The organism is uncultured Phascolarctobacterium sp. (assembly GCF_905212365.1).
Taxonomy (GTDB): Bacteria; Bacillota; Negativicutes; order Acidaminococcales; family Acidaminococcaceae; genus Phascolarctobacterium_A.
Genome location: NZ_CAJMEH010000014.1, coordinates 1 through 20,580 on the forward strand (window position 1 = coordinate 1; position 20,580 = coordinate 20,580).

At 50.1% G+C, this 20,580-nt stretch carries 22 protein-coding genes and 1 tRNA gene; 10 read left to right on the forward strand and 13 right to left on the reverse strand.

Annotated features, from left to right (window positions below; translation table 11 throughout):
* From QZ105_RS03800 to gatC, 10 genes are all read right to left on the reverse strand, one after another.
* On the reverse strand, nucleotides 1-718 hold a 718-nt coding region (locus QZ105_RS03800; protein ID WP_293728526.1), incomplete at its 3' end, for a type II secretion system F family protein.
* A gap of 211 nt (nucleotides 719-929) precedes the next feature.
* Nucleotides 930-1,733 (reverse strand): hypothetical protein, encoded by an 804-nt coding sequence (locus QZ105_RS03805; RefSeq protein WP_293728527.1) that lies wholly within the window; start codon nucleotides 1,731-1,733, stop codon nucleotides 930-932.
* Nucleotides 1,730-3,490 (reverse strand): phosphoethanolamine transferase, encoded by a 1,761-nt coding sequence (locus tag QZ105_RS03810; protein ID WP_293728528.1) that lies wholly within the window; start codon nucleotides 3,488-3,490, stop codon nucleotides 1,730-1,732. Before QZ105_RS03810 ends, QZ105_RS03805 begins: the two co-directional genes overlap by 4 nt.
* Nucleotides 3,491-3,715: 225 nt before the next feature.
* Complete coding sequence (rfbB, locus tag QZ105_RS03815; RefSeq protein WP_293728529.1) at nucleotides 3,716-4,735, reverse strand: dTDP-glucose 4,6-dehydratase; 1,020 nt, start codon at nucleotides 4,733-4,735, stop codon at nucleotides 3,716-3,718.
* Between the two features lie 47 nt (nucleotides 4,736-4,782).
* On the reverse strand, nucleotides 4,783-5,274 hold the full coding sequence (locus tag QZ105_RS03820; RefSeq protein ID WP_293728530.1) for a hypothetical protein: 492 nt from the start codon (nucleotides 5,272-5,274) through the stop codon (nucleotides 4,783-4,785).
* Nucleotides 5,275-5,284: 10 nt separating this feature from the next.
* Entirely contained in the window at nucleotides 5,285-5,872 is a 588-nt protein-coding gene (locus QZ105_RS03825) for a hypothetical protein (protein WP_293728531.1), read from the reverse strand.
* Nucleotides 5,873-6,033: 161 nt separating this feature from the next.
* Nucleotides 6,034-6,119 (reverse strand) — tRNA-Leu (locus QZ105_RS03830).
* Nucleotides 6,120-6,269: 150 nt separating this feature from the next.
* Nucleotides 6,270-7,715 (reverse strand): Asp-tRNA(Asn)/Glu-tRNA(Gln) amidotransferase subunit GatB, encoded by a 1,446-nt coding sequence (gatB, locus tag QZ105_RS03835; protein ID WP_293728532.1) that lies wholly within the window; start codon nucleotides 7,713-7,715, stop codon nucleotides 6,270-6,272.
* Entirely contained in the window at nucleotides 7,715-9,184 is a 1,470-nt protein-coding gene (gene gatA, locus QZ105_RS03840) for an Asp-tRNA(Asn)/Glu-tRNA(Gln) amidotransferase subunit GatA (RefSeq protein ID WP_293728533.1), read from the reverse strand. Before gatA ends, gatB begins: the two co-directional genes overlap by 1 nt.
* A 15-nt stretch (nucleotides 9,185-9,199) precedes the next feature.
* The gene (gatC, locus tag QZ105_RS03845; protein ID WP_293728534.1) at nucleotides 9,200-9,487 is read right to left on the reverse strand and encodes an Asp-tRNA(Asn)/Glu-tRNA(Gln) amidotransferase subunit GatC; all 288 of its coding nucleotides are present in this window, start codon (nucleotides 9,485-9,487) and stop codon (nucleotides 9,200-9,202) included.
* A 180-nt stretch (nucleotides 9,488-9,667) separates the two neighbouring features.
* Between gatC and QZ105_RS03850 the strand changes: the two genes are divergently transcribed.
* The 10 genes from QZ105_RS03850 (at nucleotide 9,668) to QZ105_RS03895 (ending at nucleotide 16,342) form a co-directional block, all read left to right on the forward strand.
* A complete protein-coding gene (locus QZ105_RS03850) occupies nucleotides 9,668-10,633 on the forward strand; it encodes a LysR family transcriptional regulator (protein ID WP_293728535.1) in 966 nt (321 codons plus the stop codon).
* Between the two features lie 160 nt (nucleotides 10,634-10,793).
* Nucleotides 10,794-11,642 carry a 4Fe-4S dicluster domain-containing protein gene (locus QZ105_RS03855; protein WP_293728536.1) on the forward strand — a complete coding sequence of 283 codons (849 nt, stop codon included), beginning with the start codon at nucleotides 10,794-10,796 and terminating at the stop codon, nucleotides 11,640-11,642.
* Nucleotides 11,632-11,892 (forward strand): hypothetical protein, encoded by a 261-nt coding sequence (locus tag QZ105_RS03860; protein WP_293728537.1) that lies wholly within the window; start codon nucleotides 11,632-11,634, stop codon nucleotides 11,890-11,892. Before QZ105_RS03855 ends, QZ105_RS03860 begins: the two co-directional genes overlap by 11 nt.
* Entirely contained in the window at nucleotides 11,870-12,730 is an 861-nt protein-coding gene (locus QZ105_RS03865) for a carboxymuconolactone decarboxylase family protein (protein ID WP_293728538.1), read from the forward strand. Before QZ105_RS03860 ends, QZ105_RS03865 begins: the two co-directional genes overlap by 23 nt.
* 70 nt (nucleotides 12,731-12,800) lie before the next feature.
* Entirely contained in the window at nucleotides 12,801-12,998 is a 198-nt protein-coding gene (gene tatA / locus QZ105_RS03870) for a twin-arginine translocase TatA/TatE family subunit (RefSeq protein WP_293728539.1), read from the forward strand.
* Nucleotide 12,999: 1 nt separating this feature from the next.
* On the forward strand, nucleotides 13,000-13,749 hold the full coding sequence (gene tatC, locus QZ105_RS03875; protein WP_293728540.1) for a twin-arginine translocase subunit TatC: 750 nt from the start codon (nucleotides 13,000-13,002) through the stop codon (nucleotides 13,747-13,749).
* A 16-nt stretch (nucleotides 13,750-13,765) separates the two neighbouring features.
* Nucleotides 13,766-14,386, forward strand: coding sequence for a flavodoxin (locus tag QZ105_RS03880; RefSeq protein ID WP_293728541.1), 621 nt, complete (start codon nucleotides 13,766-13,768; stop codon nucleotides 14,384-14,386).
* Nucleotides 14,387-14,477: 91 nt separating this feature from the next.
* Nucleotides 14,478-15,497 carry a DUF362 domain-containing protein gene (locus QZ105_RS03885; RefSeq protein WP_293728542.1) on the forward strand — a complete coding sequence of 340 codons (1,020 nt, stop codon included), beginning with the start codon at nucleotides 14,478-14,480 and terminating at the stop codon, nucleotides 15,495-15,497.
* A gap of 28 nt (nucleotides 15,498-15,525) precedes the next feature.
* On the forward strand, nucleotides 15,526-15,939 hold the full coding sequence (locus tag QZ105_RS03890; RefSeq protein ID WP_293728543.1) for a cupin domain-containing protein: 414 nt from the start codon (nucleotides 15,526-15,528) through the stop codon (nucleotides 15,937-15,939).
* Nucleotides 15,940-15,952: 13 nt separating this feature from the next.
* Nucleotides 15,953-16,342 (forward strand): MerR family transcriptional regulator, encoded by a 390-nt coding sequence (locus QZ105_RS03895; RefSeq protein ID WP_293728544.1) that lies wholly within the window; start codon nucleotides 15,953-15,955, stop codon nucleotides 16,340-16,342.
* 99 nt (nucleotides 16,343-16,441) lie between these two features.
* Here QZ105_RS03895 and QZ105_RS03900 read toward each other — a convergent pair whose 3' ends face one another.
* The 3 genes from QZ105_RS03900 to QZ105_RS03910 form a co-directional block, all read right to left on the reverse strand.
* A complete protein-coding gene (locus tag QZ105_RS03900) occupies nucleotides 16,442-16,747 on the reverse strand; it encodes a hypothetical protein (protein WP_293728545.1) in 306 nt (101 codons plus the stop codon).
* A 117-nt stretch (nucleotides 16,748-16,864) separates the two neighbouring features.
* Entirely contained in the window at nucleotides 16,865-18,967 is a 2,103-nt protein-coding gene (locus tag QZ105_RS03905; protein ID WP_293728546.1) for an RNA degradosome polyphosphate kinase, read from the reverse strand.
* Nucleotides 18,967-20,517 (reverse strand): HD domain-containing protein, encoded by a 1,551-nt coding sequence (locus tag QZ105_RS03910; RefSeq protein ID WP_293728547.1) that lies wholly within the window; start codon nucleotides 20,515-20,517, stop codon nucleotides 18,967-18,969. Before QZ105_RS03910 ends, QZ105_RS03905 begins: the two co-directional genes overlap by 1 nt.
* Nucleotides 20,518-20,580: the final 63 nt, after the last annotated feature.

Genomic DNA, 20,580 nt, shown 5'->3' on the forward strand with positions numbered 1-20,580 from the left:
CCGCCACAGCCTGCGTAATGTTCAGCCCGCTGTCCAATAAAAGCGCCAGCAGCTTACAAAAGCGAACTTCATAGATAAGGCGGTAAAAATTTCCGCTCCAGCTGCGTCCCCACAGCCAGCGCAGCCCACGTCGGCAGCCCAGCGCCGCAAGCAGGCCGCAGCCCGCCGCCAAAGCCAGCGCCAACAGAGGATACTGCGCCAGCCACAGATGCAGCCGCAAAAGTACGGCCAGCATACCTTGAGGCTCCACACGCATTCCCCTGTAAACGTCGGCCAGCACCGGCAAGACGTAGAGCAAAAAGAACAGCAGCACACAAGCGGCAGCCGCCAGCAGCAGCAAGGGATACGCCGCAGCCTTGGCGATAAAGAGCCGCAGCCGCTCCTGCTCCTCATAGTATGCAGCCAGCTGCTCCAATACCGCGCCCAGCTGCCCGCTGACCTCTCCCGCCGCCACCAGTTTAACGGCTAACGGTGGGAAGAAGTCCGGCTCCTGCGCCATGGCCCCGGCTAAGGTGCTGCCTCTGGTAAGTAGCTGCTGCAAACGGTAGCACACCAGCGCCAGATCGCTGTCCAGCCTGCTGCGCAGCAGCCCGATAGCCCGCAGCAGCGGCAAGCCGCTTTGCAGGATAACCGCCAGCTGCCGGAAGAAAACTATACGTTGTTGAGCTGTAAAGCTTTTGCTGAAGAAAATTTTGCACGCCTCCCTGTCTGTAAGCATAATATGCTTTACGCCGGCCTGCCGAAAAATTTTTCTTCACATATGAAAAGAATTGGTAAAACCAACATGGCAAAATTGTGAACTGCCGCGCAGCAAAAAGCTCCGCAAGCCCAATCCATCAGGCCTGCGGAGCTTTTGTGAAATTGTTGGTTTTTGTAAGCTCAAAGCGTAAAATTTCTTCTTTCCTACAAAATTATCATTTTAGTTTTACCTACCTATGATATTTGCCATGTTCTCTTACCAAAATAACCTTTACCCTATCGTCGTCGCGGATAGCGGCATACTTTCTACGAAGCAAAACTTCATACCAGCTTTGTCCATCCAACCAACTCAACAGTACAATATTGGGTGGTAATTGTAAGCCGCTCACAAATTCATAATAGTCGCCCTGAAATGATATTGCGTCGATATTACCGGAAGCGGCGATAGCTTCCGTTTTAATTTTTACGTCGTTAATTTCCGTTTTGCTCATCTTCTTAAATTTATAATATGGGAAATAATAGCTCGTTTTGAAGCCCGCCTGTTTAAACGCGTCCAAGGCCTGATAACATTTGCTTTCAACATAAACTTTGCTTTTATCAACGCCATACTTATCCATAAGCGAATTTAAAACAGTCAACGCATCGTCTTTATTATCCAAGCTTAAATTTTTGAAATCCAACCATAAATTATTTTTAGTTGGCAAGGAAGCATACTTCTGAAATTGCTTTTCTAAATTATAGGCTTTTAAATCATCTTTGTCGTGCGAATTTTCAAAAGCCCTGCTGTCTTCATAATATATAATATCAAACTCCAGCCCGGCATATTTACCCGCAAACTCTTGCTGCTTAGCAACCGAATCCACTCTGTGCAGCCAAAATTTATCAGGCATATATTGTTCTGCCCAATGGTTTTCTACGCTGGCTGGAGCAAAACTTAACAGCCTTACGACTATTCTGTCATAATTAAAAACAGCTAATGCTACACAGAACGCTAAAAGTATAAATTTTGTTTTTTGTCGAAGCTTTTCTATCATTGCAAATCCTCCCGTACAAATCTTTGACCGTACAATGTTTTAAACCGCTGTATATCGCTGTTATAATACGTGCTCGTAATATCGTTTTCTTGCTCATATATGTCTGGTATTTTTATATTCATCAAACCTAACATTATATTAAAAATTAAATCGTTGGTAAAAACTTTATCTTGAGAATTACGCAAAATATTTACCATAGCCGCGTCTTTTTGCCTAAAGCGTTCACTAAAGCCTATATACATAGGTATATGCGTCATAGGCCAAACAAATTTACTAGCATCATGCCCTAATTTTTCTTCAACTGCATCTGCATGGTCAGCGAAATATATCATACAATTAAATTCTGGTAAGCTTCTAACATACTCGTAAATTTTACTTACCACATAATCATTATATAATATACTATTATCATAGCTGCCAACTTCACTACTCATATCCGAAAATACAGCAAAATCACGAGGATAACGTTCCCTATAAGATCCATGGTTCCCCATTAGGTGAATTACTATCAGCATCTTATCAGTAAGCTTTAAGGATTTTAAACTATCTAGAAGTTTTAAATCGTAAGCATTAGAAACTGTCGTTTCGCCTATATTATGATTTATCCAATCTTGCTGATTAGCTTCGCTGGCAATAACGGTAATCGGAGTATCCCAAGCGCTGTATTTTATTTGATTGCTAAGCCAGGCAGTTTCATATCCAGCCGCTTCGGCAACTTCTAAAAGAGATACTGCATTTTCCAACTGCAACTCATTATACTGGTTTTTAGCAGTCAGCGCATATGTCAAAACAGGTATGGTATGCGTATGGCAGGAATAAGCGTTAGTAAATTTAATAAAATTATCCTGCTTAAACGCTTCTCCTAGCCATGGCGTAGTTTTTTTATCATATCCATAAGCCGACATATGGTCTTTACTTTGCGACTCGCCGATAACCAAGACAAAAACTCCTTGCTGTTTTCCGTTCTCCTGCAAATTTAATCTAACGATGCTTTTTCTTTGCGCTTGCATTTTTTGGAAATCAGCATACTTTTGTAAATTTTCTTTTGCTTTCCATCCTGTATTAAGTATTAGATTATCCCTAGTTTTATAGCATGCCGTTGCGCTCACCAAAAGAGCTAAAGATATAAAAGCGGTAAAATGCTTTTTCTCCTTAACCAACAATACGCTTTGCATATTACGCCAAACTATCCCAGCGACAATTACAATAAATATAATTGCAGCCATTCCGCTTACTGTAAAATAATCCGATAAATATTCTTTCGATTCTCCTAAATTAGTTTGCATAACCGCCAGCAATGTATCAGAGGCAAACCAGGCGTCCATGGACAAATAATATCCCCAAAATACGATTGGAATAATCAAAGCTAAGATTAACAATAAAACCAATATAAATTTTTTAGTCCGTTGCCATAACATAGAAACTGTTAATATTATTAAGCAACTCTCATTCAACGAAAAGCTCAAATATTTTATTGCCAGATATACTTGACTGCTATCATTTAGATTGTAATAGATATACAATACAGAAGCCAGTAGCGTCCCTAATGCTCCCCAAGTAATAAAATATTTTCTCCTATCGCTGTATAGATGGCTTGTCAATACCACAATTATTGCTGCTGCTAATAAACTTTGGCTACGACGATATACTAAATTACCCGTCAATAAGCTCATTACCATAAGCAAACTAAAATATATCGCTACAATTTCCAAAGCGCCATATTGTAAAATCTTACTACATTTTATCTTCATCACCATAACCTCCTAGTTTTCCTAGGGTAATTATAGCTTCTCGTCCCCCCCAGTCAAGCAAAAGTGCATCGAGCCCTTTTGCATTGCGACACTTTCGTGTCGGCTACCTCGCTTTATGTCACTTTAAAATTCGCAACTATTAATGCCATAGCCGAGCAGCAAAAAGCTCCGCAAGCCCAATCCATCAGGCCTGCGGAGCTTTTGGTAAATTGTTGGTTTTACTCTGAAAATTTATCTGTTTCCGTACATTTTGGCATAATAATTTTGGTACTCGCCGCTGATAATATCCTGCCACCACTTCTTATTATCCAAATACCACTGAATAGTTTTCTTAATGCCGTCGGCAAATTTAGTTTCCGGCAGCCACCCCAGCTCGTTATGAATCTTAGTCGGGTCGATAGCGTAACGCATATCGTGCCCCTTGCGGTCGGTAACGTGGGTAATCAGGCTTTCCGGCTTGCCCAATTCCTTGCAAATCAGCTTTACAATATCGATATTGCGCATCTCGTTATGCCCGCCGATATTATACACCTCGCCGACTCTGCCCCTATGGATAATCAAATCGACGGCCTTGCAGTGATCCTCCACATACAGCCAATCGCGCACATTCAAACCCTCGCCGTATACCGGCAGCGGCTTATCTGCCAGAGCGTTGGCTATCATCAGCGGGATAAGCTTTTCTGGAAAATGATAAGGCCCATAGTTATTAGAGCAGCGGGAAATTGTCACCGGCAGGCCATAAGTACGATAATAAGCCATAACAAGCAGGTCCGCCCCCGCCTTGGACGACGAATACGGACTGCTGGTATGAATCGGAGTTTCTTCCGTAAAAAATAAATCCGGCCTGTCCAACGGCAAATCGCCATACACCTCGTCCGTAGAAACCTGATGGTAACGGATAACGCCATACTTGCGACAGGCGTCCATCAGCGTCGCCGTACCGATGATATTAGTCTGCAAAAAAATGCCGGGGTCTTCAATAGAGCGGTCGACGTGGCTTTCAGCAGCAAAATTCACTACGATATCAGGGCGTTCTTCTTCAAATAATTTATATACCGCCTCACGGTCGCAAATGTCGGCCTTCACAAAGCGAAATTGCGGATTATCCATTACGCTTGCCAAAGTCGATAAATTACCTGCGTAGGTAAGCTTATCCAGACAAATAATACGATAATCAGGATGCTTGTCCAGCATATGAAAAATAAAATTAGAGCCGATAAAGCCCGCGCCGCCGGTAACAATAATATTCATACTAATATCCCCCTTCTTTATTTAAAGCGTTTTATCCTCTTATTTATTCAATACCATTGTGTTTTGGAAAGCAGCCAGCCCTCTTCGCCGCTTTTCGGCGAACGCACGCGCAGCCACGTACCCTCGTCCACCGGCTTCACCATAGCCTTAGGCACGGATAAAACAGCATGCTCTCCCTTAGTCGTTTTAATCTTAATCAAGCAAGGATTATTTGCCTTGTCCAACTGCGCAGCTTCCAGCTGATAAACCGCTCCCTTGACAAGCTTATACTTCGTCCTGGACTCATCCTCAGCCAGCAGATTATCCTGCATAATTACGGCCGTAGGCTTTTCCATAACTACCTGCTCCAGTACAGTCAGCTCTTCTCCTGCGCTGAAAGCGCTGCAGCGCGCCGCAGTCACCGACGGCGCAGCATAGAACTCATCCGCAGTGCTGGCGCTGACCGTATGCAGCCGAGTGCCTAAAATATTATTAGCCATAATAAAACCTGCCGCAGCGCAAAGAAACGCTAAAAGCAGCATAACCGCTCTTTTACTCATCACAGGCACCTCACATCAATTTACTGTCGGACAAAGCGTCGTATTGCATATATCCCGGCTTACCGTTAAACTCCACTTTCTTCCATTGGCCGATATAGGGAAAGCGCAAATAAGCAGTGTCAAAATTCTTTTCATAATACTTGCCATCCACTAAAACGCGGCCCCTGGTTTCGCCTCTGCCATTATCAGCCTGCAGAACTAAAACCTGACTTCCGGCAGGAATAATGTGCCTGCGCCCGAACAGGCGCTGAAATTGCAGCTCTACAGTAGTTACCGCATATCTATCGTCCTTATCCTGACTGGACACCAAATCAAGGTAATCCACCTTCACACCCTTGGACATGCGCTCGATAACAGTTCCCTTCAGGCTCGACGGTATATTGTACATTTCCGCCTTATCCCGCAGCACCACGCACTGCAGGCGGCCCGCTTCTACCGCAGCATACTGCAAATTTTCCGTCAGCCGCGCCGTATTATACTTCTCCCCGCTTGTTCCCTGCGCGGAAAGCAAGGCGTAGCAGGCTCCGGCCACAAGCCCTATGACAAAAAAGCCGGTAAGCACAAAGGCTTTGGCCTTTAATGCGTATCTGTTTTTCATATGTCAGCACTCCTCTGTTAAAACTAAGAAGCCTAAAGCTAAATAATTACAAGTATATTTTTACATAATTGCCGTTACAATTCAAGCCCCCTTGGATTAAGCTGCAGCAAAAGATACAAAAAAAGACCTAAGAGCAAGCTCCTAGGTCTTGATAAACAAAATGGTGCGGTAGAGAGGATTTGAACCTCCACGGGGTTGCCCCCACTAGCTCCTGAGGCTAGCGCGTCTGCCGTTCCGCCACTACCGCATCTATATCATTTGCTGCTTTCATAAGCAACACAAATATGATAGCACAATAAAGCGAGACTGTCAACTATTTTTATATAACTTTACCGCTCATCTTTGCCAAAGCAAGTAAACAAGCTGCGGCAAAGCATAACGGTGCTTATAACGCTTTTTATTGCATCTTTTCTTTGAGCATCTTAGTAACCATCCCCGGATTAGCCTTACCGCGGGATTTCTTCATAATCTGGCCTACCAGGAAGCCGATAGCCTTATCCTTACCGGCCTTATAGTCGGCAACGGACTGCGGGTTTTCGGCGATAGTTTCCTCTACCAGCTGCAAAATAGCGCCCTCGTCGCTGACCTGCTCCAGTCCCAGCTTCTTAACCAGCGCTTTCGGAGCCTCGTCTTCCTTGAGCATTTCGGCAAAGACCTTTTTTGCCAGCTTGCTGGACAGTACGCCGTCCTTAATCAAATTAACCAGCTCGGCCAGATGGTCGGGGCTTACCTTAAAGTCGGCGATAGTAATGCCTTCGTTATTCATATAAGCGGAAACGTCGCCCAGCAGCCAGTTGGATACAGCCTTGCTGTCCTTGGCGTTCTTAACGGCAGCGTCAAAGTATTCGGCCATAGCCTTACTGGAAACGATTTGGGAAGCGTCGTATTCCGGCAGGCCGTGCTCGTTCATCAGGCGGGCCTGACGCTGTGCCGGCAGCTCCGGCAAAGTAGCGCGGATACGCTCGATCCAGGCGTCGTCCAATTGTACGGGCACAAGGTCGGGCTCGGGGAAGTAACGGTAATCGTGAGCTTCCTCTTTAGAGCGCATGGACAGGGTTACGCCGTTGGCCTCGTCCCAGGTACGGGTTTCCTGTACTACATGGCCGCCGTCCTCCAGCACCTCTTTTTGACGCTCCACCTCGTAGTTGATGGCGCGCTCCAAAGCGCGGAAGGAGTTCAGGTTTTTAATTTCTGCACGGGTGCCGAATTCCTTAGCGCCTACGGGCATAATGGAAATATTGGCGTCGCAGCGCAGGCTGCCCTCCTGCATTTTGCAATCGCAGACGTCGGTGTATTCCAGAATGGCTTTCAGGTTTTCCATATAAGCACGGGCTTCCTCAGCGCTGCGCATATCCGGCTCGGATACAATCTCGATCAGCGGCACGCCGGCGCGGTTATAATCGACGGCAGAAGAATCGGATGTACTGATGGTAGCGCCGCTGTGATTCAGCTTACCGGCGTCCTCCTCCATGTGGATACGGGTAATGCCGATGCGCTTGCTTTCGCCGCTGCTCAGCTTAATATCGATATGGCCGCCTAAACAGATGGGCTTATCAAATTGGGAAATCTGATAGTTCTTAGCCAAATCGGGATAGAAATAATTTTTACGGTCGAATTTATTGAACTTCTGAATATCGCAGTTCAGAGCCAGGCCTGCTTTAATAGCGAAGTCTACCACCTGCTTGTTCAGCACGGGCAATGCGCCGGGCATGCCCAGACAAACGGGGCACACATGGGTGTTCGGCGTGCTGCCAAAGTCAGTGGAACAGCTGCAAAAGGCTTTAGTTTTAGTTTTCAGCTCGGCGTGTACTTCCAGGCCGATGACGGTAATATATTTAGTCATTATTTTTTACCTCCCAGCGGTGCGAATACTTTATGATATTCGGTTGCCTGTTCAAAGGTATAAGCGGCGCGCAGAATGGTTTCCTCATCCAGCACCTTGCCGATCAGCTGCATACCGATGGGCATGCCGTCGTCGGCAAAGCCGCAGGGAATGGAAATACCGGGCAGGCCAGCCATATTTACAGGAATCGTAGTTACGTCCAGCATATAGATGGTCAGCGGATCCATTTTACCGTCAATCTTATAAGCCGGAACAGGAGAGGTCGGCGTCAGCAGTACGTCGCACTTTTCAAAGGCGGCGTCAAAGTCGCGGCGGATAAGCGTACGCACCTGCATAGCCTTATTATAATAAGCGTCATAATAGCCGCTGGAAAGCACGTAAGTACCCAGCATAATGCGGCGGCGCACCTCCAGGCCGAAGCCTTCGGTACGGCTCATGGTGGTCATTTCCGGAGCGGAGGTAGCGTTCATATTGCGGTAGCCGTAGCGCACACCGTCGTAACGAGCCAGGTTAGCGCTGGCCTCGGCGGGAGCGATGATATAATAGGTGATTACGGCATACTCGGTATGGGGCAGGGAAATCTCGACGATTTCTGCGCCCAGCTCCTCGTATTTCTTCACGGCCTTGGCGATTTCTTCCTTAACCTTGGGGTCGATGCCTTCGCCGAAATATTCTTTAGGCAAACCAATGCGCAGGCCCTTGACGTCGGCAACCAAAGCCTTGGTAAAGTCGGGCACCTGAGCGTCCAAAGAGGTAGAATCCATCTCGTCCTTACCGCAGATGGTATTCAGGACCAAAGCGGCGTCGGTTACGTCCTTAGTGATAGGCCCGATCTGGTCCAGAGAGGAAGCGAAAGCTACGCAGCCGTAACGGGATACGCGGCCATAGGTGGGCTTAATACCTACGCAGCCATTAAAGGAAGCCGGTTGACGGATAGAACCGCCGGTATCGGAGCCCAGAGTCCAAATTGCTTCACCTGCGGCGATAGCGGCAGCGCTGCCGCCGGAGGAACCGCCGGGAACGCGCTCTAAATTCCAAGGATTGTGCGTAGGCCCGAAGAAGGACGTTTCCGTGGTGGAGCCCATGGCAAATTCGTCCATATTGGTTTTACCCAAAAAGATTGTTTCGTCGGCGCGCAGCTTTTTAATAACGTGCGCGTCATAAATAGGAACTACGTTGCTCAGCATTTTAGAGGAGCAGGTAGTCAAAAGCCCCTTGGTGCAGATATTGTCTTTAATTGCGCCGGGAACGCCTGCCAGCGGAGCGATGGCTTCGCCTGCGGCGATTTTAGCGTCCACCTTGGCGGCCTGCGCCAAAGCGTTTTCTTTATCCAGAGTTACATAAGCGTTAACCTGGTCTTCAACTGCGTCGATGCGCTCATACAGAGCGTTTGTCAATTCAACGGAGCTGACTTCTTTATTGACGAGCTTATCGTGCAGCTCATGCGCCGTAAGTTTATACAGTTCCACAGTAGTGCCTCCTTCTTATTCGATTACGCGCGGTACCTTAAAGCCGTCGTTATGAACGGCAGGAGCGTTAAGCAGGGCTTCTTCATGGGAAACGCCCTCTTTAACCGCGTCCTCGCGCAGTACGTTGCTGACGGGCAGCACGTAGGGAGTTGGCTCGATACCGGTGGTATCAATTTTTTCAAGAATATCGGCATAGTTAAGAATCTGGTTGAACTGTTCCGTAAACTTTTCCATCTCGGATGCGGGAACGGTTAAACGGGAAAGCTGTGCGATGTACTTAACGTCTTCAGCAGATACTTTCATTTTTTCACCATCCTATAAGCACATAATTTGATTTGCAAAGATAACCTGCTATATTATATCACAAATTCACCGCTATTGTGAACAGCGCACGGCGAATTAGTTGCAGATAACCGCAGGAAGTGTGCCAGACGACTGGCAGGCGCGCACCGCCGGTTTCATCTATCGCTGGCGCAGCGGCGTTTGGCAAAGCAAGCGGCTTATTTAAGATTTACAAGCCGCGGCCTGCACGCTATAATTTTCTTAACAAGCATAACGGAGGACACGACCATGAACCTGCGCATTTTAAATTACTTTCTGACCGTTGCCCAAGAACAAAATATTACCCGCGCCGCCGATATCCTGCACATCACCCAGCCTACGCTGAGCCGCCAGCTGATGCAGCTGGAGGAGGATTTAGGCGTGGCGCTTTTTGAACGCAGCCAGCACAAGCTGACGCTGACATCTGCCGGCGACCTTTTAGTACACCGCGCCAAGGAAATTTTATATCTGGTGGAAAAAACGGAAACCGACCTGCGGGACCAGGAAGTTAATTTAAGCGGCAGCGTCAGCCTGGGCGCAGGCGAGCTGATGTCCGTAAAAGTTTTGGCGGATATTATGCAGGCCTTTCAGGAAAAGTATCCCGCCGTAACCTTCGATTTATTTACCAGCACTTCGGACATTGTACGCGAACGCATGGAAAACGGGCTTATCGACGCGGCGATGATGCTGGCTCCCATCGATATGGTCAATTACGATTTTATCAGCCTGCCCCAGCCGGAAGAATACGGTATCTTAATGCGCGCCGATTCCCCGCTGGCAGATAAGCAGCGTATTGCCGCCGCAGATTTGGAGGGCAAGCCCCTGCTGCTGCCCAGCCGCCTGCAGGCGCGCAGCCAGATACTCAACTGGCTCAGCGGCAATTTGGCCAAAATACAATTCAGCGGTACCTGCAATTTGCTGGGAAATGCGTTTACCCTGGTCGACCGCTGCCGCTATTATGCCATCGTCGTTAAGCCCACGATACTCGACGAAAACAAGTTGCGCTTTATTCCGCTCGACCCGCCTGTGACCAGCGGGGTCTACCTGGCGTGGCGGCGCGGCAGCAAATTCAGCTTAACGGCGCAAAAATTTATTACTTTCGCTCAATGCTTTTTAAGCATGAAGTAGCCGTTCAATTTAAGTATTAGACATTACAACCCAAGAAATTTATAATTTAGGTATGCAGAACAAGCTGCATACCTTTTCTTTTTACCGGTAAGAAAAGAAAAAGCTCTTGACTTAGAGTTAACTTTAAGCTGTATGCTGTTAGTAAAAACAGGAGGCGATTATGACGAAGACAAAATTTTTACTGCAACGTGCGGCAGGCTATCTCGCAGGCTTCGCACTTTTCTACGAGCCCTTTATGTTCTTCGGGCGCTTAACCAGCAGCTTTTTAGTTGAAACAGGCTTCACCTCGATTCACGTGCCCTGCGCCCGCATTCCCCTGGCCAATATCGTTACCGGCCAATGGTTGGAAAGCGGCCCCACGTCCCTGTTCTTCTGCCTGCTGCTGGCGGTTACATCCTTGTGGTTCGGCCCGCTGTTCTGCGGCAGGCTGTGTCCGGCCGGAGCCTTCAGCGAGCTTTTAAGCAAAGCGCTGCCGCCCAAATACCAGCTGGACCTGGCGCGCCAGCTGCCCTTAACGCCGCTGCGCTACGGCTTCTTCGTCGGTTTCCTCTTTTCCGTGTGGCTGGGGCTGGGCGTTCCCTGCGCCTACTGCAATTACTACGCTCTGGAGCTGTTCGTTGGTTATCTGCACACAGGCGTACTGTTCAGCAGCTCCTTTTCCCTGCTGGCCACCTTTTTACTGGCCAACGTGCTGCTGGGGCTGTTCACTAAAGGCGGACGCGGCTACTGCAATCTGCTGTGTCCCGTAGGCACGTTTAACGCGCTGTGCCATACCGTCGGGCAAAAGCTGCCCGGCGCTTATAAAATGCAGGTACGGACAAGCGCCTGCGTAGGCTGCGGCAAATGCGCCCAAGTCTGCCCCATGCAGGCTGTCGAGCGGCGCAAGCGTAAGGCCGCCATCAATATCCGGCGCTGCATCGTCTGCGGCCAATGCCAAAACAACTGCCCGGTCAAGGCCATTCGTTACGGCAGCAATTTACAGTCAAAGGAGCCGCGCCATGAAAAATAAGCTTACGGATATTTATTTAGCCGGCGGCGCGGCGGGCAGCGTGCTTCTGCCCCAGGCCATCGCCCGGCTTTACCCGCAAATTTTAGCTCCCGCCGCTCCCAATCTGCCCAACTCCCTGCCCTACTGCACGGGCGTATGCGGCTCCTGCGGCGGCAGCTGCCTTACCAGCGCCTGCGCCGTCATCTGGCTGGGCTGCTGCGCATATTTGAAAAAGGAGAGTAACGACCATGAAAAAGTTATGGAAAAATAAAAATAAAGCGCTGCTTTTAAGCGCGCTGCTGGCAGCCGTAATCGGCTGCGGTATGTTGATTGGAGGTAATCAAGCTATGGCCCAAACAAGAACTGAAACCGCTGCCGCCGCTATGACGCAGCTCTACGGCGGCAAGCAAAGCATCGTCCCCGCAGATAAAGAGCTGGACCCGATTCTGCAAAAATTTATTTATGCCGACGTTAACGAACAAGTGCAAATGTCGCCCATGCAGCAGGAGCTGCTGACGCTGGGCGTACTCACCGCCGCCGACGCTCCCTCGGAAATCCCCCTGCACGTGCGCGGCGCGCTGACCGCCGGCGCAACCCCCGCGCAGGTACGCGAAACCATTTTCCACTGCACTCCCTACGTAGGCATATCCCGCGTTAAAGCCGCGCTGACCGCTATGGCGCAAGCTTTCAAAAGCTGCGGCGTTAAGCAGCCCCTGCCCGACGCCGGTACCGTGACCGACGAAACGCGCTACGACGCAGGGCTGGCCGTGCAGCGCGCCATCTTCGGCCCTGTTATCGACAAGGGCAACGCCGCCGCTCCCCCGGACGAAAAGCATATCCGCACCTATCTTTCCGCCAACTGCTTCGGCGATTATTACACTCGCGAGGTGTTGGACGTTAAAGAGCGCGAGCTGATTACCTTCACCGCGATTATTACGCTGGGCGGCTGCGAGCCCCAGGCGCAGGCCCACGCCAGCGCCAACATTGCCGTCGGCAACACGCGCCAGCAATTACTGGACGCCATTACCATAGCGCTGCCCTATATCGGCTACCCGCGCACGTTGAACGCGCTGGCCTGCATCAACGCCGTCGCGCCCGCGCAAAGCTGAAAGCCTCATGGTATTTGAAATGCTGAATTAAAACTTAAAACGCAAAATAAAAAACGAGGAGGAATGTACAATGTTTGGTCTTGGTTTACCCGAATTACTGCTTATCTTAGTTATCGGTCTGGTATTTTTCGGCCCCGGCAAGCTGCCCGACGTAGGCAAAGCCATCGGCAAAAGCATGCGCGAGTTTAAAACCGCGTTGAATACGGACGAACCGGAAACGAAAAAAGAAGCGGACGCCGGTAAAGCTAACGCCGAAACTAAAGAGTAAAATGAAAACGCCGTTCAATAAACGTCAGCCGGAATATCCCTGGGATGTGCAAAATAGCGACAGGGATATGAGCCTGACCGAACATTTGCAGGACCTGCGCCACTGCCTGCTGCGCAGCCTGGCAGCCTGGGCCGCAGGCAGCGCTCTTTGCTTTTACCACGTGCAGGCCATCGTCGATATGCTGACGGCGGCCGCAGGCAATCTTTATTATATGCGCCCGGCGGAAGCCTTTATGATTTATATGAAGCTGGCGCTTTTGGGCGGCCTGCTGCTGGCGGCCCCCATTATTTTGTACCATCTGTACGGCTTTATCAGCCCGGCGCTGACCTTCAAGGAAAAACGCTTTACGATCATGTGCCTGCCGCTGACGCTGTTTTTAATCCTCGTCGGAATGCTCTTTTCCTACTATTTCGTTTTTCCCCGCGGGCTGGAATTCTTTTTGGGCTTCGCCGCAGGCAAGGTCAGCCCACTGCTGTCTTTGGAAAGCTATCTGGATTTTTTCCTGATGCTGGTCGTTCCCTTCGGCTTTATTTTCACGCTGCCCTTAATCGTACTGCTTTTATGCTATTTACAGCTTGTCCAAGTACAGACGCTGCAAAAATACCACAAGCATATTATTCTGGCGGCCTTCATCGTCGCCGCCGTCATTACGCCCACGCCGGATATTATCACCCAAAGCCTGCTGGCCTTGCCCATGATTCTGCTCTATGAAATCAGCATCGTCCTGGCAAAATTCTTTATCACCGCTTAACAAGGAGGTTTATTTTATGAAACGACGCGAATTTTTAAAAACCGCCGGCTTTTCCCTGATGGGTATGGCCGCCCTTTGCCTGGGCTGCGGCGCTTCCAACGCCGCCCCCGTAAACGCAACCGCAAATAATACCGAAGGAGTGAAAGCAACTATGAAAACCACGAAAAAAATTCTTATCGCTTATTTTTCCTGGAGCGGCAACACTAAAGCCGTCGCTGAAGAAATCCATAAGCAAATCGGCGGCGAGCTGGTAGAAATCGTCCCCGAAACCGCTTATCCCACCTCCTACAACGCTACCGTGGACAAAGCCAAGCAGGAGCAGCAGGCTAACGCCCGTCCCGTTGTCAAAACAAAAATCCCCGACTTTTCTCAATACGACGTGGTATTTTTAGGCTATCCCAACTGGTGGGGCAGCTATCCCATGCCCGTAGCAACCTTTATCGAAAGCCTGAACTGGCAGGGAAAAACCGTAGCGCCCTTCTTCACCCACGGCGGCGGCGGCGTGCAGCGCTGCCAGAGCGACCTGGCCAAGCTGCTGCCGAACGTCAGCTTCGCGCCTTATTTAGTGCTTTCCGGCAGCAGCGCCAGAAGCGCCTCCAAGGACGTTACTCAATGGCTGTCTAAAATGAGCCTGTAAAAATTTTCTTTCAGTCTCTTGACTTAAAGCACACTCCAAATTGTATGCTAAACTTAAAGAAGCGCAGTTACATTTAAGGAGGTATTCTACCATGAAACGACGCGAATTTTTAAAAGCAGCCGGCCTGGCAGTTGCAGGCGCGGCCGTAGGAGGCATGATGAATTTGGATAAGGTTTTTGCACAAGCGCCGGTTATCGGCAGCACCAAGATAGTTAAAGCAGTTCCGGGAGATGGCTCCCACGCTAAAGTTTATTTTACAAAGAAAATCGACGCGCAGCATTTGATTAAGCTGTACGAAATGATTAACGAAAGCATTTACGGCAAGGTTGCCATCAAGCTGCACACCGGCGAAAAGCACGGCCCCAATATTCTGCCGCGCGACATGGTCAAAGCGCTGCAGCAGCGCATCCCCAACAGCACGATTGTGGAAACCAACACGCTGTACCAGGGCGACCGCTACACCACCGAAGGCCATTTGGAAACCCTCAAGGTCAACGGCTGGACCTTCTGCCCCGTGGATATCATGGACGCCGAAGGCACGGTCAACCTGCCCGTGCGCGGCGGCAAGCATTTTAAAGAAGTATCCATGGGTAAAAATATCGTCAACTACGATTCCATGCTGGTGCTGACGCATTTCAAAGGCCACGCCATGGGCGGCTTCGGCGGCTCCATGAAAAATATCGCTATCGGCTGCGCCGACGGGCGCATCGGCAAAGCACAGGTTCACGGCGTCGATCCCGACAAGCTTCCGGCAGATTGGAACGCCTGGCCCGCTAAAGAACGCCTGATGGAAAACATGGCGGAATCCGCTAAAGCCACCATCGACTTCTTCGGCAAGCATATCGTTTACATCAACGTACTGCGCCGGATGTCCGTAGACTGCGACTGCGCAGGCACCGGCGCGGCGGAGCCCACCATTCCCGACATCGGCATTCTGGCCTCCACGAATATTTTGACCATTGACCAGGCATCCGTAGATTTAGTTTACGCGCAAACCAGCAATCACGATTTGGTAGAACGCATGGAAAGCCGCCACGGGCTGCATCAGCTGACCGCTATGCGCGAGCTGAAAATGGGCAACGATAAATACGAGCTTATCGAAGTAGATTGATTGTAAAATTAATTTAAAGAGGAATAGTATGGATAACGAAAAATTTTCTACGGTCTTCCCCACAGGAGCAAAAAACGATGCTTACGCTCAATATTTTGTCGGCCAGAGCTATTTGAATATGCTGTCGCTGGAGCAGGTAGTCATTGGCAACGTAACCTTTGAGCCCAGCTGCCGCAATAACTGGCATATTCATCACGCCGATAAAGGCGGCGGGCAAATACTGCTCGTCACCGGCGGCCGCGGCTATTATCAGGAATGGAGCCAGCCTGCCCGCGAACTGCATCCCGGCGACGTAGTAAACATTCCCGCAGAAGTTAAGCACTGGCATGGCGCAGCGCCGACCAGTTGGTTCGCGCATTTGGCGATAGAAGTTCCCGGCGAAAATACTCGCAATGAATGGTGCGAGCCTGTGGGCGAAAAAGAATATTGTAAATTAAAATAAATCGGGTAAGCCTATGACGATAAAAGAAGTAAGCGAAAAATATCATATTTCGGCGGATACCTTACGCTATTATGAGCGCGTGGGCATGATTCCGCCCGTGCCGCGTACCGCAAGCGGCATCCGCAATTATGGCCCGCATGAATGCGGCTGGATTGAGCTGGCCATTTGCATGCGCAGGGCAGGACTGCCCATCGAAGCTATGATAGAATATGTAAAGCTGTTTCAAGTCGGCGATTCCACCATCCCCGCCCGCCTGCAGCTTTTGCAGTGCCAAAGGGATAAGCTGCTGGAGCAGCAGGCCAAGACTGCTCAGACGCTGGCTCGCTTGAAACACAAAATAAGTATTTACAAAGAGGCGCTCGTCAACGGCCATCTTGACTGGGACTGCGAGCCGAAAGCCTGAATACAGCGCCGCTTCGGCACATAAAAAACAGATATTGTTATACTAAAAACAGAACGACCACCATACCTCGCTGATATGATGGTCGTTTTATTCTCTTCTTTACAAATTCTCTGCCATTCCCGGCGGCATGCTCCACTCAACGCGCACGCCGGTTTTGCCCCACAGCCGCGTCAGGCACAGCTTAAAGCTTTCCATGCTCTCCAAGGGCTGCAAGGTTTTAGTAACGAAATCGCGGATGGTTTCCCCCTGAGGCAAGTCCAACGTCAGCGGCGAGACCAAAAATTTTTCCACAGCAGCCTTTGCTTCCGCCACGGGCAGAATAACGGCCGCAGCTTTCGTCACGTCGTTATATTCCACATAACCGTAATGACAGTTATAATTTAAAGTCACGCTAAATGTACTCATACTAAAATCCCCCTCTGCTGCTACCTATTATAGCAATTTGCAGAAGCAATAGCAATATGCTGGTTTAATCACATAATTAACGCGCCTGCCCGCGCCGGCATCGCCCTCATGGCAGCCTTACCGTCTGCTGTACACAGGCTGCAAACGCTGCTCCATGGGCAGCTTATCCGCCGTCACCGCCAGCTGCGCCATCTCGTACAAAGCGCTTTGGGCGCTGACCGGCTCCAGCTTATTATGCACCCGGCGGTAAGTGCCGTTGGACTGCATCATATGCGCGCCCACATTATCGCGCAAATACAAATCCAGCAGGCCCTTGATACGGCGGATATGCTCCTCCGTTTCCACTGGGAAGAACAGCTCCACGCGATCGTTCAGATTACGGGGCATCCAGTCGGCGCTGGAAAGATACAGCTGCTCCTCGCCGCCGTTGGCAAACCAAAAGATACGGCTGTGCTCCAGCTGACGTCCCACAATGCTGCGCACGGTAATATTATCGCTGATGCCGTCAATACCAGTGCGCAGGCCGCAGATACCGCGAATAATCAAATCGATATGCACGCCCGCCGCCGAAGCCTCGTACAACTTTTGAATTACCGGCTGGTCGATAAGCGAATTCATTTTAGCGATAATATGCCCCTCCTTGCCCTGCTTAACCATTTCTATTTCATTATCGATTAACGAATAGATTTTTTCCCGCAGGCCCAAAGGCGCCATAACCAGCTTGTTCCACACCGGCGGCTCGCTATAGCCGCTGAGCAGGTTGAAAAAGGCGGAAGCGTCGCTGCCAAATTCGTCGTTAGCCGTCATCAGGCCCAAATCCGTATATAGCTTAGCAGTGCTGTCGTTATAATTGCCCGTGCCCAAATGCAGGTAACGCTTAATGCCGTTATCCTCCTTGCGCACGATTAAAATAATTTTAGCGTGAGTTTTCAAACCCACCAGGCCGTAAATAACGTGGCAGCCGGCTTTTTCCAAACGGCGCGCCCACAAAATATTATTTTCCTCGTCAAAGCGGGCTTTCAGCTCTACCAATACCGTAACCTGCTTGCCGTTTTCTGCGGCGCGGGCCAAGGCCGCTACGATGGGGCTGTTGCCGCTGACGCGGTACAAAGTCTGCTTAATTGCCAGCACCTTGGGGTCGTCCGCCGCGTCGCTGACCAGCTTAACCACAGGGTCGAAGGTTTCGTAGGGATGGTGCAGCAGAATATCGTTCTGACGAATAGCGGCAAACAAATCGCTATCGTCCGGCAAATCCAAAGGCCGCTGGGGCACAAAGGGCTCGTACAGCCAGGGCCACATACCCGGCAGCCCCGTAAATTTAAAGAAGCAAGTGGCGTCCAGCGGGCCGTTATTTTCATAAACCTCCAGCTCCGTCACGTCCAGATTTTCTTCCAGAAATTTTTTGATGCGGTTGTTATTGGTTTTGTACAGTTCCAAGCGCACTGCCGCGCCGCGCTTACGCTTGCGCAGCGAAGCTTCGACCTCTTTCAACAGGTCGACGCTGTCCTCTTCCTCCAAATCCAAATCGCTGTCGCGAGTTACGCGGAAGGGCACCACGTACAGAATCTGGCAGCCGTTAAAAAGGTCCTGACAATGGCTGGCAATAATGTCCTCTAAAAATACGAAGGTACGCTTTTGCTCCGGCACTACCTCGATAATGCGGTCCAGAACCGACGGCACCTGCACCAGCCCCATGCTGTGCTCGCCGTCGGCCGTCACCAGCTCCACCGCCAGATTCTGCGTTTTATTAGCCAAAAAGGGGAAGGGGCGCGAAGCGTCCACCGCCATGGGCGTCAATACCGGATAAACAATCTCCCGGTAATATTCCTCCAGCCAGTCCTTGCCCAACTCGCTCAATTCCTCCACACGGCGGAAGCGCAGGCCCACGGCGTCCATTTCCGCCAGCAGCGCCAGCAGATATTTCGTTCTGGTGCGCACCTGCTCGTGCGCCGCTTCGGAAATCGCTTCCAGCTGCTCCTTGACGGACATACCGGCGGCATCCCTTTTATCGATGCCATTATCGTAGCTGTTCCACAGCCCGGCGACACGCACCATAAAGAACTCGTCCAGATTGGAAGCGGAAATGGCGATAAACTTCAAGCGCTCCAAAAGCGGCGATTCCTTAACCATCGCTTCCTTTAATACGCGCAGATTGAATTTGAGCCAGCTCAGCTCGCGGTTATAAAAATATTCAGGCTTAGTGAGATCCAATTTTTTCATTACTTATCCACCCGTTCTATAATCGGTTCGATACCGTATACTTCTTCAAAAAAGGCCGCCTTATCCTCAAAGGTCCAGATTTCCAGCGCCAAATCCGTCTTGCTGACGGCCTGCACTTTCAGCTTATTATCCTTCAGCGTCACCGTACAGCTGCGAATCTTTTGCAGATAGCTGCGGTCCAGCGCGTCGGCCAGCCGCACGATAGCCGCCAGCTTCGCCACCACGGCCACCATTTCCCTGGGAACTGCCGGACGGGAACGATTGCTCTGCTCAAACAGCTTATTAGCGTGATAGTACGCCGCCAAAGCGATAATCTGCTTGTCCTGATCGCTGAAGCCCAAAATATCCGTGGAGCAAATCAGCTGATAGGTATATTGGGAATGGCTGCGCATACAGATATACTTGCCGATATCGTGCAGAATGCATGTGCCGCGCAGCAGCAGGCGTTCATGCTCGCCCATGCCGTGCTCCTTCGCCACCTTCTCAAAAATCAGCAGCGCCAAACGCTCCACCTGCTGCGCATGATGCTTGTCGTACAAATAACGCCGACCAATGCAGTGGAACAGGCTGATCAGCTCCTGCTCCCACGCCTTGCGCAGCGCAGGGCTGGTCTTGCCGCCGATATGCAGCAGCTGCATACCGTCGATAAAGCTGTCGCCGGTGATAATAAATTCCTTCGCCGGAATTAAATGCAGCAGCTGTTCGTAAAGCAGCACCGTAGGCAGCGCCAGCTCCGCCATGCTTTCAGGAATTTTATAAGCCGAAATCAGCTTGGGCAGATTCATCTGCCGCATCTTGTCGAAGAAGGCGTGGAAATCCTCCGCCTTAATGCGGTGCAGCCGTTCCTTCTCGTCCAGCCCCAGCATCCGCAGCAGCAGCTCGGTTTCCGTACCCGAAAGCACCAGATATTCCACGCTGCTTTGCTGCAGCTCCTGCCGCACCGGGCCGATGGTGCTGCTCAAAAATTCCGTCAGCGCCTTATTAAAGTGCATGCTTTCGCGGCGGTTGCGGGCAAAGCTTTCCTTAATGCGGATAATGCCCACGTGGAAATTTTCCTGATAGCAGATCTGCTCGTCCCGCACCAAGGTAACGCCCAAGCCGCCGGAGGAAATGTCCATCATCAGCATGCCGTCGCGCTCGCTGCTGATTTTTCCCTCGCGCAGCGTATTGCGGATCGCCACAAATTTAGTATAAATTTCCTGCAGCATATCCACCACGTCGACAATCAAGCCCGTTCTGGTATAAATCTGGTCCAGCAAAAAAACCTGGTTACTGGCCTCGCGCACAGCGGTAGTGGCCTGCAGCTTATATTCCTCGACGCCGTATTCCTCCATCAGGCGCTTAAAGCCCTGCAAAACGTCGCAAATCTCGGACACCAGCTTAAAAGGAATAATTTTATTTTTAAATGTCGCTTCACCTAAGCGGATACGCCTGTTGACGCTCTCGATGATCTTAAAGCGATCGATGTTGCGGTACTCCACGATCTGCATACTGATCTTTTCAGAGCCCAGATGAATAGCGGCAAAAGTAGTATGGGTCTTACGCTTCATAAACTTTGCCTCCCAAATACGTATATAATAATATATTCTTTTTAAGTACAGAAAAATCCTGCG

Excerpts from the sequence above, each read along its gene's own strand:
- QZ105_RS03805 (WP_293728527.1), bottom strand. The coding sequence starts at position 1,733 with ATGATAGAAAAGCTTCGACAAAAAACAAAATTTATACTTTTAGCGTTC.
- QZ105_RS03810 (WP_293728528.1), bottom strand. The coding sequence starts at position 3,490 with ATGGTGATGAAGATAAAATGTAGTAAGATTTTACAATATGGCGCTTTG.
- rfbB (WP_293728529.1), bottom strand. The coding sequence starts at position 4,735 with ATGAATATTATTGTTACCGGCGGCGCGGGCTTTATCGGCTCTAATTTT.
- QZ105_RS03820 (WP_293728530.1), bottom strand. The coding sequence starts at position 5,274 with ATGAGTAAAAGAGCGGTTATGCTGCTTTTAGCGTTTCTTTGCGCTGCG.
- QZ105_RS03825 (WP_293728531.1), bottom strand. The coding sequence starts at position 5,872 with ATGAAAAACAGATACGCATTAAAGGCCAAAGCCTTTGTGCTTACCGGC.
- gatB (WP_293728532.1), bottom strand. The coding sequence starts at position 7,715 with ATGACTAAATATATTACCGTCATCGGCCTGGAAGTACACGCCGAGCTG.
- gatC (WP_293728534.1), bottom strand. The coding sequence starts at position 9,487 with ATGAAAGTATCTGCTGAAGACGTTAAGTACATCGCACAGCTTTCCCGT.
- QZ105_RS03855 (WP_293728536.1), top strand. The coding sequence starts at position 10,794 with ATGACGAAGACAAAATTTTTACTGCAACGTGCGGCAGGCTATCTCGCA.
- QZ105_RS03860 (WP_293728537.1), top strand. The coding sequence starts at position 11,632 with ATGAAAAATAAGCTTACGGATATTTATTTAGCCGGCGGCGCGGCGGGC.
- QZ105_RS03865 (WP_293728538.1), top strand. The coding sequence starts at position 11,870 with ATGAAAAAGTTATGGAAAAATAAAAATAAAGCGCTGCTTTTAAGCGCG.
- tatA (WP_293728539.1), top strand. The coding sequence starts at position 12,801 with ATGTTTGGTCTTGGTTTACCCGAATTACTGCTTATCTTAGTTATCGGT.
- tatC (WP_293728540.1), top strand. The coding sequence starts at position 13,000 with ATGAAAACGCCGTTCAATAAACGTCAGCCGGAATATCCCTGGGATGTG.
- QZ105_RS03880 (WP_293728541.1), top strand. The coding sequence starts at position 13,766 with ATGAAACGACGCGAATTTTTAAAAACCGCCGGCTTTTCCCTGATGGGT.
- QZ105_RS03885 (WP_293728542.1), top strand. The coding sequence starts at position 14,478 with ATGAAACGACGCGAATTTTTAAAAGCAGCCGGCCTGGCAGTTGCAGGC.
- QZ105_RS03890 (WP_293728543.1), top strand. The coding sequence starts at position 15,526 with ATGGATAACGAAAAATTTTCTACGGTCTTCCCCACAGGAGCAAAAAAC.
- QZ105_RS03895 (WP_293728544.1), top strand. The coding sequence starts at position 15,953 with ATGACGATAAAAGAAGTAAGCGAAAAATATCATATTTCGGCGGATACC.
- QZ105_RS03900 (WP_293728545.1), bottom strand. The coding sequence starts at position 16,747 with ATGAGTACATTTAGCGTGACTTTAAATTATAACTGTCATTACGGTTAT.
- QZ105_RS03905 (WP_293728546.1), bottom strand. The coding sequence starts at position 18,967 with ATGAAAAAATTGGATCTCACTAAGCCTGAATATTTTTATAACCGCGAG.
- QZ105_RS03910 (WP_293728547.1), bottom strand. The coding sequence starts at position 20,517 with ATGAAGCGTAAGACCCATACTACTTTTGCCGCTATTCATCTGGGCTCT.